12 protein-coding genes are annotated in these 14,325 nt (G+C 73.4%); 9 read left to right on the top strand and 3 right to left on the bottom strand.

Features of this window, described 5'->3' with window-relative positions; genetic code table 11:
• Positions 1-186 precede the first annotated feature (186 nt).
• On the bottom strand, positions 187-420 hold the full coding sequence (locus tag WMF12_RS01155) for a hypothetical protein (protein ID WP_437860043.1): 234 nt from the start codon (positions 418-420) through the stop codon (positions 187-189).
• A gap of 119 nt (positions 421-539) precedes the next feature.
• On the opposite strand from WMF12_RS01155, the gene WMF12_RS01150 reads away from it, so the two are divergent.
• From WMF12_RS01150 to WMF12_RS01140, 3 genes are all read left to right on the top strand, one after another.
• Positions 540-710, top strand: a complete 171-nt coding sequence (locus WMF12_RS01150) for a hypothetical protein (RefSeq protein WP_437860041.1) — start codon at positions 540-542, stop codon at positions 708-710.
• A 57-nt stretch (positions 711-767) separates the two neighbouring features.
• The gene (locus WMF12_RS01145; protein WP_437860040.1) at positions 768-2,675 is read left to right on the top strand and encodes an FG-GAP repeat domain-containing protein; all 1,908 of its coding nucleotides are present in this window, start codon (positions 768-770) and stop codon (positions 2,673-2,675) included.
• Positions 2,676-2,785: 110 nt separating this feature from the next.
• On the top strand, positions 2,786-3,274 hold the full coding sequence (locus WMF12_RS01140; RefSeq protein ID WP_437860038.1) for a hypothetical protein: 489 nt from the start codon (positions 2,786-2,788) through the stop codon (positions 3,272-3,274).
• Positions 3,275-3,300: 26 nt separating this feature from the next.
• Here WMF12_RS01140 and WMF12_RS01135 read toward each other — a convergent pair whose 3' ends face one another.
• On the bottom strand, positions 3,301-6,210 hold the full coding sequence (locus tag WMF12_RS01135; protein ID WP_437860037.1) for a protein kinase domain-containing protein: 2,910 nt from the start codon (positions 6,208-6,210) through the stop codon (positions 3,301-3,303).
• Positions 6,211-6,244: 34 nt separating this feature from the next.
• Positions 6,245-8,095, bottom strand: a complete 1,851-nt coding sequence (locus tag WMF12_RS01130; RefSeq protein ID WP_437860036.1) for a hypothetical protein — start codon at positions 8,093-8,095, stop codon at positions 6,245-6,247.
• Between the two features lie 313 nt (positions 8,096-8,408).
• On the opposite strand from WMF12_RS01130, the gene cobM reads away from it, so the two are divergent.
• Genes cobM through WMF12_RS01100 form a run of 6 tightly spaced genes read left to right on the top strand, consistent with a single transcriptional unit; the run spans position 8,409 to position 14,325 of the window.
• The gene (gene cobM / locus WMF12_RS01125) at positions 8,409-9,203 is read left to right on the top strand and encodes a precorrin-4 C(11)-methyltransferase (protein ID WP_437860035.1); all 795 of its coding nucleotides are present in this window, start codon (positions 8,409-8,411) and stop codon (positions 9,201-9,203) included.
• Complete coding sequence (gene cobO / locus WMF12_RS01120) at positions 9,200-9,751, top strand: cob(I)yrinic acid a,c-diamide adenosyltransferase (RefSeq protein ID WP_012232849.1); 552 nt, start codon at positions 9,200-9,202, stop codon at positions 9,749-9,751. The genes cobM and cobO overlap by 4 nt, the downstream gene beginning before the upstream one ends.
• A complete protein-coding gene (locus WMF12_RS01115; protein ID WP_437860034.1) occupies positions 9,751-11,244 on the top strand; it encodes a cobyrinate a,c-diamide synthase in 1,494 nt (497 codons plus the stop codon). The genes cobO and WMF12_RS01115 overlap by 1 nt, the downstream gene beginning before the upstream one ends.
• Positions 11,241-11,831: a bifunctional adenosylcobinamide kinase/adenosylcobinamide-phosphate guanylyltransferase gene (gene cobU, locus WMF12_RS01110; RefSeq protein WP_437860033.1), complete on the top strand. Its 591-nt coding sequence runs from the start codon at positions 11,241-11,243 to the stop codon at positions 11,829-11,831. The genes WMF12_RS01115 and cobU overlap by 4 nt, the downstream gene beginning before the upstream one ends.
• A complete protein-coding gene (gene cbiB, locus WMF12_RS01105) occupies positions 11,828-12,766 on the top strand; it encodes an adenosylcobinamide-phosphate synthase CbiB (protein WP_437860032.1) in 939 nt (312 codons plus the stop codon). The genes cobU and cbiB overlap by 4 nt, the downstream gene beginning before the upstream one ends.
• The gene (locus WMF12_RS01100; protein ID WP_437860031.1) at positions 12,763-14,325 is read left to right on the top strand and encodes a cobyric acid synthase; all 1,563 of its coding nucleotides are present in this window, start codon (positions 12,763-12,765) and stop codon (positions 14,323-14,325) included. Before cbiB ends, WMF12_RS01100 begins: the two co-directional genes overlap by 4 nt.

The raw sequence follows: 14,325 nt of genomic DNA, 5'->3' as shown, positions 1-14,325 counted from the left end.
GAAGCTGCTCCGGCGGCAGGCTGCCTTCCAGCCGTCCGATGGCGTGCTTGATCGCAAGCTCCCACCAGGATGCGACCGAAATCAGTATCTGCGCACCGGGATCCTGGACCGCATCGACGACCTCCCGCCGTCAGCGGTTGGGATCGGCAGCGAACCAGATTGCGACGTGCGTGTCGAGGAGCCACTTCAAGGCTCGTCTCCCTCGAATGCACTCCGGACGTCGTTGGGGAGTGGGGCGTCGAAGTCCTCCTTGAGCTTGATTTGCCCGAGCAAGCCGCCCGCGACCGGCGCGACCGGAGACGGCGGCTCCGCCTCCCCAAGCGCGATGAGCTCGACACGCTGCCCCCGGAGCGGCGAGAGCGCAGGCAGAGCGCGGACGACGGAATCGTCCACCACGACGTGGATCTTGAGGGCTTGCATGCGCACAGGATGCGCCACCGAGCGTCGGAGGTCCATCCTGCGGAGGCGGACGGTGGGGCGCGGCGCTGCTGCTCGACGTCGAGGGCGAGGAGCTCGCGAAGCAGCTCGTCGAGCGCTCTGTGATCGACCGGAGCGGCTCGGTGAGCGAGCGGCTGTGGCGGCGCGTCTACAGCCCCGACGCCCCGCTCGACGGCGCCGGGTCGCGCGTCGAGCGCGACGCGCGCTGGCTGGCCGGTATCCCTGAGCCCATCTGGCAGCTCGTGCGCGACAACGTCCTGCGCTGCCTGTAGTCTCGGCCGGATCGCTTTTCCCGCGGCGACCGCGGGAGCGACGATCGGAGGTCGAACGTGGAACGGTCTTTCCTCGCCCTCGCGGCGGCGTTGCTCGCGGTGGGCTGCTCGGCGAAGTCGAGGACGTTCTCCGGCGAAGAGCCCCAGGGCGCGGGCGGGAACGACGGCGGGGGCAGGAACGACGGCGGCGGCGATGCGGGCACCGGCGGCAGGAGCGACGGCGGCGGCGGGAACGACGGCGGCGGTGACGCGGGCACCGGCGGCGGGCCGCTGTGCGCCGGCGTGGACTGCAGCCACCTCGACGGCGGCTGCATGCGCGGCGTGTGCATCGAGGGCGAGTGCTTCGCCGAGCCGCGGCGAGCGGGGACCGAGTGCGCGGCCGCGGCCGGCGAGTGCGACGCGGCCGACACGTGCGACGGCGCGGGCGAGTGCGTCGCGAACCGGGCGCCGGAGGGCACGGCGTGCACGGGGTGCCCGAGCGGGGCGTGCGGCGGCTGCGCGATGGGGGTGTGCGCCGATGGGCCCGCGGTCACCTGCGGCCTCCGCTTCGCCGACGTGACCGCCGCCTCGGGGCTGCCGGCGACGACAGGCAGCTCGGTCGTCGCGTGGCTCGACGTCGAGAACGACGGCGACCCCGACGTGTTCCTGCGCGGCAGCGGCCTGTACATCAACAACGGCGCGGGCGTGTTCACGGAGGGGGCCGCCGCGCGCGGCATCAGGGATCTCGGCACCACCTCCGAGCATTACCCGGTGATCGCCGCCGACTTCGACAACGACGGCGACATGGACATCTTCGTCGCCAACGACACCCGCTACGGCACGATCCCGAACCGGCTCTATCGCAACGACGGCAGCGGCACGTTCATGAACGTCGCGCTCTCGGCCAACCTCGAGCTCACGACGACGACGCCCGGCCCGGCGGTGTGGGTCGACCACGATCGCGACAACGACCTCGATCTGTTCTTCGGCTCGGAGTTCGGCACGTCCGCCATGTTCCGGAACGACGGTGCGCTGCCGTTCGCCGATGACAGCGCGCGCTTCAGCACCTTCCTCCAGGGCGACAGCGCGACGTGGGCCGATCCCGACGCCGACGGCGATCTCGATCTCTACATGGCCACCGGCTCGACCGGAAACGGGAACCGCTTCTTCCGCTTTACATCGCCGAGCTGGACGGACGTCGCGACATCGGCCGGGCTCGAGGACGCGCCGGCGGCCAGCTCCCGCTGGGGCGGCGCGACCTGGATCGATATCGACGCCGACGGCGACCTCGATCTCCTCTCGGTGCGCGACGGGGACGCGGACGATCTGCTCTATTACAATGCCGGCGCGGGCGCGCCGTTCTCCGGCGCCATGGCGGAGAGCGTCGGGCTCGGAGACGGATCGTTCATGAGCGCGAGCGTGTGGGCCGACTGGGACCAGGACGGCGACCTCGACGCGTACGCGGGCGGCACGCTCTACCGCAACGACGCGGGCACGTTCGCGGCCGCCGGCGCCTCGCTCGGGATCACCGCGCAGCAGGTCGGCTCGTTCGCGGACGTCGACGGCGACGGCGACCTCGACCTCCTCACCACGAGCTTCGGAGGAGCGGCGCTCTACCGCCGCGACGTGACCGGAATGCCTTGCCGCGCGCCGGGCTACGCGGTCGTCCGCGTGCTCACCGATCGGGACGGCAATGCGACCGACGCGAACGTGAGGGAAGATCGCGACGCGATCGGCGCGCGCGTCGACGTGGACCTCGACGGAGACGGCGACTTCCGCGCGGGCGGCTATACAGGGGCCGATCGCGTGGCGACCTACCTCGTGGGCGCCGGCCAGTGGGGCAACCGGCAGCAGAGCCAGCTCCCGCTGGTCATCGGGATGGGGGCCGCGGCGTCGGTCGATATCCGCGTGACGTTCCCCGACGGCTCGGTCGTGACACGCAACGACGTCGCCCCGGGCGCGCGCATCACGATCAACGATGTCTGACGAGGGTGGTACACGAGATCGGCGCGATCTGGGGTGGCGGGTGGACCCGTGCAGGCCGGTCTGCGCGGTGCTTACGTGATAGCGGTCTCCGATGGGGCGGTCAGGCGGCCATGTACACGATCGATCTGGAGAAGCCGATCTGGCATCGCAACGACAAGAACCGCGTCTGGGCAGACGCGCTCCTGAGCGCGTTCGGCGAGTTCGTTGAGGAGGCCATCGATCATGAGGCGGCAGCGCAGGATCTCGCCGGCGACGCGGGTATGAGCGTCGCCGACTACCTGGCATGCGGGATCGGAATCACGGTGGAGCGCCCAGGCTGCGCCCTCTGGATCGCCGTCTCCTTCTGGAAGAACGTCGTCACGATCGCAGTCCCGAACCATCCACCGGGCGATGTCGACGCTGCAATCGACGAGCTCGAGCCGTACATCGACTTCTTTGTCCAACGCGGGTTCAAGGCGCTCGACCCCGATACGGGTCATCCGCTCGGTCAGGGAGCGATGCGAGAGAAGCTCGCTGCCGGGTACCGGCGGAGGCAGGGAATGCTCGACACCGTTGCGGCGCTCGTCGGCGGCGAGGTCCCCGGCAAGCTGGCGCCCTGACGAGCGCGAGCTCTGGGCGGGCGGAACTAACGCCGCGCCCGCAGCGCGCCGAGCCGCGCCCGCGCCTGCTCCGCGGAGATGGATCGCGGGCGCGCCTTGCCCCAGCGCTCGAGGACAGCCTCGTACGCCGCGGCAGCGCCCCGCAGATCGCCTGTCGCCTCCAGGGCCATGCCCAGGTAAAGCCGCGCCGCCGTGGTCGAGAACGGGTCGGCCAGGGCCGCGCATGAGCGCGCAACGCGCGTCAGCGGCCCGATCGCCTCCTGCCCCTTCCCCGCGAGCGCGTACACCTTGCCGATGTGCAGATCGAGCAGGAGCCACCGGCCGCTCTCCGACGGGAGCGGCTGGTCGAGCGGCATCGTCTTGAACGCCGCCGCCGCGTCGGCCGCGGTCTCCACGCCGGCGGCGTACGCCTCGGTCCAGAGCAGCCAGCGGTGCTCCGGCTTGATCTCCTGCGCCGCGGCGCGCCACTTCGACTGGACCCGCTCCAGCCACGCCGAGCGCGCCGCGTCGTACGCCTCCTGCGTCATCGACGCTGCCCGGAAGCTGTACGGCAAGAACGCGATGGTCCAGTCGGCCGTGGTCGCCGGCTCGGACCAGGCGCTCATCCGGCGGAGGAAATCGTCCGCCACACGCCCGGCCTCCCGCGGCAGGCCCATCTCACGGTAGAGCTCCGCCAGCTTGAGGGCCGGGCTCGCGTGCGCGTCCTGATCGTTCCTGCCGGCGACCTCGCGCTGCCACGCGCGGGCGTGCTCCACCGCCAGCTCGAAATCGCCGTCCAGGACCGCGAGCGAGCTCCGATCGAGCAGCTCCTTCGCCCTCCGCTCGCCTTCGGGGACCGCCGCCCACCCCTGCTCCAGGGCCACGAGCACGCCCTCGCGCGGCGCGCCCCGCGCGTGGAGCGCCAGCGCCAGGTGCCGGTGCGCCGGCGCCGCCTTCGGATCGATCGAGAGCCAGCGGCGCGCGTGCTCCTCCACTTGCCGGCAATCACCCTGGCGATGGAGGAGGCGCACCCGGTTCGCGAGGCAGAGCGTCGCGCCGGGAGCCGTCTCGGCGCAGGCCTGGTAGGCGGCGAGCTCCGCCGCGACGTCCCCCTTCATCCCGAGCGACTCTCCCTTGAACCCCCACGCGAGCACGTGGCCCCGGTCCAGGGCGAGCGCGCGATCGTAGGCCTCGACGGCGTCGTCGAACCGGAGCTGGCCGAACCTCGCCGCGCCCAGGTACACGAGGAGCTCCGGATCGGCCGGAAACCTCGCGACCGCGGCCTCGAGCCGCCGCTCCCATGACACGGCGTCGGAGGGCTGGCGCACGTACGGCTCGGCCGCGTCGAGCAGCGCCATGTCGCGCTCGCCGAGGGCGGCCCGGTGCCGGGTCGCGAGCTGGAAGTGCTCGCGCGCCTCGGCCGGCCGCTGTCGAAACGTCCAGATCGCCACGCGCAGATGGCCGGCGCCGAGGCCACGATCCAGCGCCACGGCGCGCTCCATCGTGCGCGCGGCCACGTCCGGCGCGCCGTCACGGTAGGCCTGCAGCGCCTCCTCGTAGAGCGCCGCGGCCTCCGGGTTGCTCGAGGCGGGGCGCGGCGACTCCGGGGCGACGACTGCCGCGCCGCTCGGCCGGGGCGGCGGCTCCGGGGGACGCCGGAGCACCGCGACCGTGGCGCCCGCGACCGCCGAGGCCGCCAGCGCGAGCGCGACGAGCCCGCGCCGGCCCGGCCGCGCGCGCTCGTCGCGTGCGGTCCGCACCACGACGGCCTCGCCCGACGCGGCCCCGTGATCCGGCCGCGGCGCAGGCTCCGCACCGGCCGGCGCGGGCGGCGCGCCATCGGGGCGCGGCGACGCCGGGTCGGTCCGATACGGCACGGTCGGCTCGAAGCCGATCCCCGCGGGCGTGCCCGCGTGCTGGGCGCCTGGCGCAGGGCCGCGGCGCGCGTTGGCGCCGTCGACCTGGGTCTCGGCCTCTCGCGCGGCGGGCGGCGAGCGCGCCGGGAGGCTCGGCAGCTCATCCTCGAGCCCCTCGGCGGCGATCAGCGCGCGCCAGAACGCGCCGGCGTCGGGGTACCGGTCGCGCGGAGAGACGCTGAGCGCCCGCGAGAGCACGCGCTCGACCGCGTCCGGCGCCGAGACGCCGCGCGCTCGCAGCGTGGGGCGCAGCGCAGGATCGACGACCACCGAATAGAGCTCGACGATCCCCTCCCCCTCCAGCGCCCGAGCCCCCGTCACGAGCTCCACGAAGACGAGCGCGAGCGCGAAGACATCGGTCCATGGCCCCGTCGCGCCCCGCTGCTTGTCGAACTGCTCCGGAGCGCCGTAGCGGGGCGTGAACACCGACGGCCCCTCCGCGGTGCTCGCGAGCGCCGCGGTGCGCGAGCGCTGATCGCCGATGATCTTGGCGATGCCGAAATCGAGGATCTTGAGCGTCCTCGCGCCCCCCGCCTCGGCGAGGAAGAGGTTCTCCGGCTTGACGTCGCGGTGGGCGATGTTCTGCTCGTGCGCCACCGCGAGGGCGCGCACCGCGGGGTCGAGCAGGCGTATCGCCTCGCGGCGGGACAGGGTGCCGCCGCCTCCGGCGCGCAGGCGCTCGAGGTGGCTGGCGAGCGTCTCGCCGTCCAGCCACTCGAGCACGAGATAGGGCACGCGAGCGCCGTCCTGGGTCGTGAAGGCGCCGATGTCGAGCGCCTGCACGATGCCGGGCGAGAGGCGTGAGAGCTGGAGCAGGAGCCGCCCCTCGTCGCGCAGCCGTCGAATGAAATCCTGCTGCGCCTCGGGCGAGAGCTCGTCGGGCAGCTTGAGGCACTTGATCGCGACGGGCGCGTCGAACCCCTCGTGCACGCCGCGATAGACGACGCCGAACCCGCCGGCGCCGACGGCGGAGAGGACACGGTATTTGCCGTCGATCGTGGTCCCGCAGAGCCGAAAAACGTCGCGCTGGGCGCCGGACATCGGCGGGAGTATACGCCATCTCCGGAGGACAGACTCAGGGCGACTCGGGGTTCGCGATGGCGGCCCGGAGCCGGCTGCAGGCCTCGACGAACCCGGTCGAGAGGACCTGGTCCAGGTGCCAGAAGTTCCTCTGCCGCTCCTGCTCGTAGAACCGGGCGATCGTCACCAGGAGCAGGTCCACGCACAGCGCCGGGTCGCGCCAGGCGGGCTCCGTCCGCGGCCCGCTCCGCGACCCGCTCCGTGGCCCGTCAGCGCACGACGCGGCGAGCGTCCGCTCGAGCACCGCGGCGACCTGCGCGAGCTGCAGCACCATCCGGCGGCACGCGCTCGCGCGGATCCCTCCGCCCCTGGCAGCCACCGGCCGCAGCGTGTCGTCGAACGCCGTCGCGAACTCGCGCCACAGCAGCGCGCCCGCCTGATCCACCGCCTCCTTGAGCCCCGCGGCCGGAACGCGCGGCGAGAGCGCGTCGACGAGGCGGGCGCGCGCCCCCTCGTCCTCGGCCAGCGCGCGGTACGGCTTCGACCAGCGGGCGACCTGGCGGCGAACGTCCCCCACCGTCAGATCGAGCTTGAGCCCCGTGATGGGGAGGAGCGACGCGTCCGGCAGCTTCAGGGAGGGCCTGTGCCAGGCGTACTTGCTCTCCATGAAATCGGCGAGCATCTCGGCGATGCCGTTGCTCGCGGCCACCTGGAGTCGCGCCCTGATGTCGGCTTCGGCGAAGCGGAGCAGCGCCGCCTCGTCGAGCTCGGTGCGCCCCCCGCGCTCGACGAAGGCCGAGGCGATGCCGGGGCCGACCGCGCCGGGAAAGACGGTGTCGAGCGCGAGGGGCTCCTCGATCCGCGGCAGCACCGCGTACTCCCACTCGAACTCGGCCAGCGCCTCCTGCCACGCATGGCCCCAGGCGTCATGAACCACGTAGTCCTCGACCTCCGGTGTCCGGAGGACCATCACCATGGTGGCGAGGGTCTGTGTGACGACCTCCGTCGGGACCGCGGCCGCGTCCGCGAGGGAGCGCGCGAGCGCCGGATCGATGGCCGCGCGGTCGAAGTAGCCGAACGCGGGAAACCGTGCCGTCGCCGCGGTGTTCGTGTCGTCGCATCGGGCGATGAAGGCGGAGATGGCGCGCCGCTCCTCCTCCGGGCGCTCGTCCCAGCCGGGCACCTCGAGCCGCGGCGCCTCGCCGGAGCCCGCCGCGCCGGGCGAGCCGGTCGCCGGCGCCGACGCGCGGATGCACAGGAAGATCGCGGTCGACGTCATGAGCAGATCCACGTCGCCCGGGCGCCACGGCAACGGGCCGTAGATCGCGCTCATGAGCTCGGCGCACGCGGCGGGCGACGCGCCCCCCTTCGCGGCGAGCTCCGAGGCGATCGCCTTCGTGATCGCGTGCTTCACCGCGAGGTTGGAGGTCATATGATCCATCGCGGCCTCGACCTGCGCGAGCTCTGCCTCGTCCCACCCGAGCGCCTCTCGCAGCGCCCGCCGGACGCGCGGGATCCCCTCGCTGCCCTCCGGCAGATCGAGCGGGAAATCGAGGAGCGGGCGCGACGCGACCGTATCGATGAGCGGCGCGGAGCTGCTGCCGGCGAACCGGAGCCAGAGCAGCACCGCCTCGGTGAACCAGGCCCGGAAGGATGCGCTCGCCACATGGAACTCGTCCGGGGTCGGCTCGCTCAGGGCGTCGATGCCGCGCATCAGCCGCTCGCGAAGATCGCGCCCCCTCGCCTCCCGCTCCTCGCGGCTGCCCTTCGTCGCGTCCTGCAGCTCCTCGATGTCGGCGAGCAGATCGAGCGTGGGTCCCCACGCGGCCGGGAGCGTCGGCTCGAAGAGGGCTGCCGCGCACAGGATGGGCGCCGAGGGCTGAGACCTTCCGTTCTGTGGGTCCATGGCGTTTCCTTGAAGAGGGGTGCGACCTCCCATCGCATCACAAGGCGCATGCCCTGAGCAAGGCCCCGGACCAGCGCGTCGCAGCGAGAAGACGGGAGCCTTCCGGCACACACCGCAGGTTCGTCTCCGTGGGCCTGCGCTTCGTCTTCGTCATCTTCATCTTCGCGCAGCCTACGCTGCGTCTCCTCAGGTGTTCGCGCCGAGCGCACGGGATCCACCATGAACGCTGGCGTTCGCTTCGGGACCGCTCTAGTTTCGCGCGCCCGCGGTCCCTTCCGGGATCGCCGGCGCACGAAGCAAGGAAAGAACCCCCATGCGCGTCTACATCATCGGCGCGGGCCCGGGCGATCCCGGGCTCATCACGGTGCGCGGCGCCGAGCTCGTCGCTCGCTGCCCGGTCGTCATGTACACGGGCTCGCTCGTCCCCCGGGAGATCGTGGCGTCCGCGCGGGCGGACGCCCGGGTCATCGACTCCTCCGGCATGACCCTCGACCAGATCGTGGAGGTCCTCGTCGAGGCCAGGGACGCAGGGCACGACGTGGCGCGCGTCCACACGGGCGATCCCGTCCTCTTCGGGTCGACGGCCGAGCAGATGCGCCGGATGGATGCGCTCGGGATCCCGTACGAGATCATCCCCGGCGTCTCGTCCTTCACCGCGGCGGCCGCGGCGCTCGGGCGCGAGCTCACGCTGCCCGAGCTCTCGCAGACCGTCATCCTGACGCGCGCCGAGGGGCGCACGCCGGTGCCGCCCGCCGAGCGGCTCGAGGAGCTCGCCCGCCACCAGGCGACGCTCTGCCTGTTCCTGAGCATCACCCTGCTCAAGGACGTGACCGCGGCGCTCATCCCGGCCTACGGCGCCGATTGCCCGGTCGCGGTGGTGCACAAGGCGAGCTGCCCCGATCAGAAGATCGTGAGAGGCACGCTCGCCGACATCCGGGAGAAGGTGCGGGCCGAGGGCATCAAGACCCAGTCGATGATCCTGGTCGGCCGGGTACTCACCTCCACCGATTTCGCCGACTCGCGGCTCTATGATCCGGAGTTCAGCCACCGCTTCCGCAAGGCCGAGAAGAAGCTCCTCGTCCCTGGCACGACCGAGGAGGACTCGTGAGCGCGGAGGAGAGCGCCGGAGCGGCGGCAGGTCGACGAGGGCTCGTCATCGTCTATACGGGCCACGGCAAGGGCAAGACGACGGCCGCGCTCGGCATGGTGTTCCGCGCGCTCGGCCGGGGCATGCGCGTCGCGGTCGTGCAGTTCATCAAGGGGAAGTGGAAGACGGGAGAGCGGCTGTTCGCCGAGACGCTCCCCAACCTGACGTTCCTCGTCATGGGGCGCGGCTTCACCTGGGAGAGCGACGATCTCTCGCGCGACAAGGCGGCGGCGCGCGCGGCCTTCCAGGAGGCCGCGGCGCTCATCGCGGGCGGCGAGCAGGACATCGTGGTGCTCGACGAGATCACGTATGCGCTCCATTACGGCTTCATCGCCGAGGACGAGCTGCTCGCGGCGCTGCGCGCGAGGCCCGCGCACGTGCACGTCGTGATCACCGGCAGGAACGCGCCCGACGCGCTCCTCGCGCTCGCCGATCTGGTGACGGAGATGAGATCGGTGAAGCACCCGTTCGAGCAGGGACAAAAGGCCCAGATGGGAGTCGATTTCTGATGTCCCGGGCCATCCCCCGGCTCGTCGTCGCCGGCACGGCGAGCGGCGTCGGCAAGACGACCGCCACGGTGGCGATCGCGCGCGCGCTCCGCGCCCGCGGCCTCGAGGTCGCGCTGTTCAAGTGCGGTCCCGACTACCTGGATCCGACGTACCACGCCCGCGCCGTGGCCGGGACATCGCACAACCTCGACGGCTGGATGATGGGCCGGGACGCGGTCCTGTCGACGTTCGCGGCGGAGGCCGCCGGCGCCGACGTCGCGCTGATCGAGGGGGTGATGGGCCTGTTCGACGGGGCGAGCCCGACCGGGGAGGAGGGCTCGACCGCCGAGATCGCGAAGTGGCTCGAGGCGCCGGTCGCGCTCGTGGTCGACGCGTCCGGGATGGCCCGCAGCGTCGCGGCGCTCGTCCAGGGCTTCGCGGGCTTCGATCCGGCGCTGCGCGTCGCCGCTGTCGTGTGCAACCAGGTCGGCAGCCGCGGCCACCTCGACATCCTCCGACAGGCGCAGGCGCAGGTGAACCGGTCGCTGCCAGTCCTCGGCGGCCTGCCGCGGGACGAGGCGCAGCGCTTCCCCGAGCGCCACCTCGGCCTGCGCACGGCCGACGAGGCCGCGCTCCCCGAGGAGCGCCTCGACCACTGGGGCGCGCAGGCCGAGGCGTGGATCGGGCTCGACGCGCTGCTCGAGATCGCGCGCGCGGCGCCGCCGTTGCCGGAGGTGGCAGCGACGACGTCGGCGGCCAGCATGACGGCGCCGCCGCGCCAGGCGCGCATCGGCGTGGCGTTCGACGAGGCCTTCCACTTCTACTACGCGGACAACCTGCGCCGCCTCGAGGCCGCCGGGGCCGAGCTCGTGCGGTTCTCGCCGATCCACGACGCGCGCCTGCCCGACGTCGACGCGCTCTACCTCGGGGGCGGCTACCCCGAGGTGCACGCGGAGCGCCTGGCCGCAAACGCCGCGCTTCGCGACGAGATCCGCGCGTTCGCCGGCCGTGGGGGCCCGATCTACGCCGAGTGCGGCGGGCTCATGTACCTGACCGAGGCGATCCGCACGCTGGACGGGCGCGCGCACCCCATGGTCGGGCTCGTGCCCGCGGAGGCCGCGATGTGCGCGAAGCTGCAGGCGCTCGGGTACGTGGAGGTCGAGACGCAGGCGCGCACGATCCTGGGCGGCGCGGGGCTCCGCTTCCGCGGGCACCAGTTCCGCTACTCCGAGCTCCGCCCGTCGCAGCGCGCTGTGCCGGCGCCGGCCGAGCCGGCCGCGGCGCCAGCCGAGCCGCCGCCCGCGCAGGCGCCGCCGCCTGCCGAGCACGCGCCCTTGCCGATCGAGCACGCCTACTCCGTTCGGCGCCGGCGCGGCGGCCAGGTCGCGCGCGAGGGGTACCGGGCGGGGAGCGTCCTCGCCTCGTACGTGCACGCGCACTGGGCCTCGAACCCGCTCGTCCCCGAGGGGCTCGTCGCGAGCGCCGCCGCGCACCGGAAGGAGCGCGCGCGATGAGCGGCCAGGGCACGGCGCCGCGCCGGGTCGCGCTCATCGGCGGCGGCGTGCGCTCCGGCAAGAGCGCGTTCGCGCTCTCCCTCGCGCGCTCGCTCGGCGAGCGCCGCGCCTTCATCGCGACCGCCGAGCCGTTCGACGACGAGATGCGGACGCGCATCGACGCGCACGTCCGCGAGCGAGGCGGCGCGTTCCTCACCGTGGAAGAGCCGATCGCGCTCCCCGAGCGCATCGCCTCGCTCTCCGGCGTCGACGTCGTCGTCGTCGACTGCCTCACGCTCTGGCTGTCGAACCTGCTGCTCCGCGACGAGACCGAGGGCCGCGCGCTCGGGCCCATCGAGGAGCGCATCGAGGCGCTCGCCGCGGCGGTCGAGTCGGCGGCGCCGCACGTCGTCCTCGTCTCGAACGAGGTCGGCATGGGCGTGGTCCCGGAGAGCCGGCTCGGCCGGGCGTTCCGCGACCTCGCGGGGCGCGCGCACCAGCGGCTCGGCCGCTCGGCCAGCGAGCTCTACGTGGCCGTGATGGGCGCGATCCTGCGCCTGCGCCCCGGCCCGGTCGCGCTCGTCGGCGGCGGCGAGGACGCGCGATGACGGCCGCCGCCGCGCTGCTCGTCGCGGTCGCGTTCGACCTCGCCTGCGGCGAGCCCCCCGCCGCCTTCCACCCCGTCGTGTGGATGGGCTCCGCGATCCAGGCCCTGAAGCGCGCCGCGCCCACGGGCGGCCGCGCCGCGGAGCTCCTCTGGGGCGCGCTCATGGCCCTCGCCGTCCCCTGCCTCTTCGCCGCGCTCGGCGCCGGCGTCGCGGCGCTGCTCGCCCCGCACCCCGTCCTCGCGCTCGCTTTGTCAGGTCTCTTGCTGAAGCCCACCTTCGCGCTCCGCGCGCTCCGCGACGCGGCCTTCGGCGTGCGCGACGCCCTCGCGGCGGGCGATCTCCCCGCGGCCCGCGGCGCGCTGCGGAGCCTCTGCAGCCGCGACCCGTCGGAGCTCGACGAGCCCGCGCTGGTCGCCGCGTCGGTCGAGTCGGTCGCGGAGAACGCGTCGGACAGCTTCGTCGCGCCGCTCTTCTATTTCGCCCTCTTCGGGCTCCCGGGCGCGCTCTTCTACCGCGCGGTGAACACGCTCGACGCGATGGTCGGCTACCACGGCCGCTACGAGTACCTGGGCAAGGCGTCGGCGCGGCTCGACGACGCGCTGAACTTCGTGCCGGCGCGGCTCACCGCGCTCCTCCTGCTCGCCGCCGGGTGGCTCCGCGGCGCCGACGCGCGCCGCGGCCTCGCCGTGCTCCTGCGCGACGGCGGCCTCACCGAGAGCCCGAACGCTGGCCGGCCCATGGCGGCGATGGCCGGGCTGCTCCGGGCCGAGCTCGAGAAGCGCGGCCACTACCGCCTCGGCGACCCCGTGGAGCCGCTCCGGCGGGGGCTCATCGACGAGGCCTGCCGGATCGTGCTGCTCGCGGCGCTGCTCTTCGCCGGGCTCGCGGCGGCCCTCCTGGCGGCGGCGTCCTTTGGACAGGAGCTCTTCCGATGACGGCGCTCACGGTGATGGTCCAGGGCACGGCGTCCTCGGTCGGCAAGAGCCTGCTCTGCACGGCGCTCTGCCGCATCTTCCAGCGGCGGGGCCTCCGGGTCGCGCCGTTCAAGTCGCAGAACATGGCGCTGAACTCGTTCGCGACCCTGGACGGCGGCGAGATCGGAAGGGCGCAGGCGGTGCAGGCCGAGGCGGCGCGCGTCGCGCCGACGGTCGACATGAACCCTGTGCTGCTCAAGCCCGAGGGCGACTCCCGCTCCCAGGTGGTCGTGCTCGGCAAGCCGATCGGCAGCCTGCACGCGCGCGACTACTTCGCGTACCGGGGAGAGCTCAAGGACATCATCGCCCGCTCGCTCGGGCGGCTGCGCGAGGCGCACGACGTCGTGGTGATCGAGGGGGCGGGCAGCCCCGCGGAGATCAACCTGAAGGACCGCGACATCGTGAACATGCACGTCGCGCGCGTCGCCGACGCGCCGGTGCTGCTCGCCGGCGACATCGACCGAGGCGGCGTGTTCGCGGCGCTGGTCGGCACGATGGCGCTGCTCGAGCCCGACGAGCGCGCGCGCGTGGCCGCGTTCGTGATCAACAAGTTCCGCGGCGACCTCAAGCTGCTGGAGCCGGGGCTCGACATGCTGACGGCGCGGACGGGCGTCCCGGTGCTCGGCGTGGTGCCTTACCTGAAGCAGCTGCGCATCGCGGACGAGGACTCGGTGTCGCTGGAGGGCCGGCGGCGCCGGGCGCCGGCGGGCCCGGGGCAGCTCGACATCGCGGTGGTCCGGCTGCCGCGGATATCGAATTACGACGACGTGGAGCCGCTGGAGCACGAGCCCGGCGTGGTGGTGCGGTTCATCGAGCGGCCGGACGAGATCGGCAATGCCGACCTCCTGCTGCTCCCCGGGACGAAGAGCACGATGGCCGATCTCGCGTGGCTGCGCGCGAGCGGCCTCGCGGAGGCGGTCGCGGCGCGCGCCCGGCAGGGCGGCTGGACGCTCGGGATCTGCGGCGGCTGCCAGATGCTCGGCGGGGCGATCGAGGATCCGGAAGGCGTCGAGTCGGCCGAGCCGGCGGCGCGGGGCCTCGGGTTGCTCGAGGTGTGGACGCGGTTCGAGCGGACCAAGACGGTGGCGCAGGTGCGGGCGCGGCTCGCGGGCGGCTCGTTCCTGGGGGCGGCGGGCGCGGCGAGCGCTGGAGAGGCCGAGGGCGAGGGCGCGGGAGAGCTGACCGGCTACGAGATCCACATGGGCCGCGTGGAGCGGGTGGGCGGCGCGGCCGCGGCGTTCGCGATCGGATCGAGGGGCGGCAAGGCCGAGCCGGCGCTCGACGGGGCCGTGTCGGCGGACGGCGCCGTGGTGGGCACGATGATCCACGGGATCCTCGACAACGACGGGCTCCGGCGGTCACTCCTCGCGGCGCTGCGCGAGCGGAGGGGGCTCCCCAGGGTCGCGGGCGAGCCGGCGATACCGAGCCGGCACGAGGAGTACGACCGGCTCGCCACGGCGGTCGAGGCGAGCCTCGACCGGGCGCTGCTCGACCGCATCGTGGGGCTCGACCGGCGCTGA

Source organism: Sorangium sp. So ce363, from assembly GCF_051520435.1.
Classification (GTDB): domain Bacteria; phylum Myxococcota_A; class Polyangia; order Polyangiales; family Polyangiaceae; genus Sorangium; species Sorangium cellulosum_B.
Note: the sequence above shows the minus strand (reverse complement) of the source record. Positions and strands in the feature narration are given on the sequence as shown.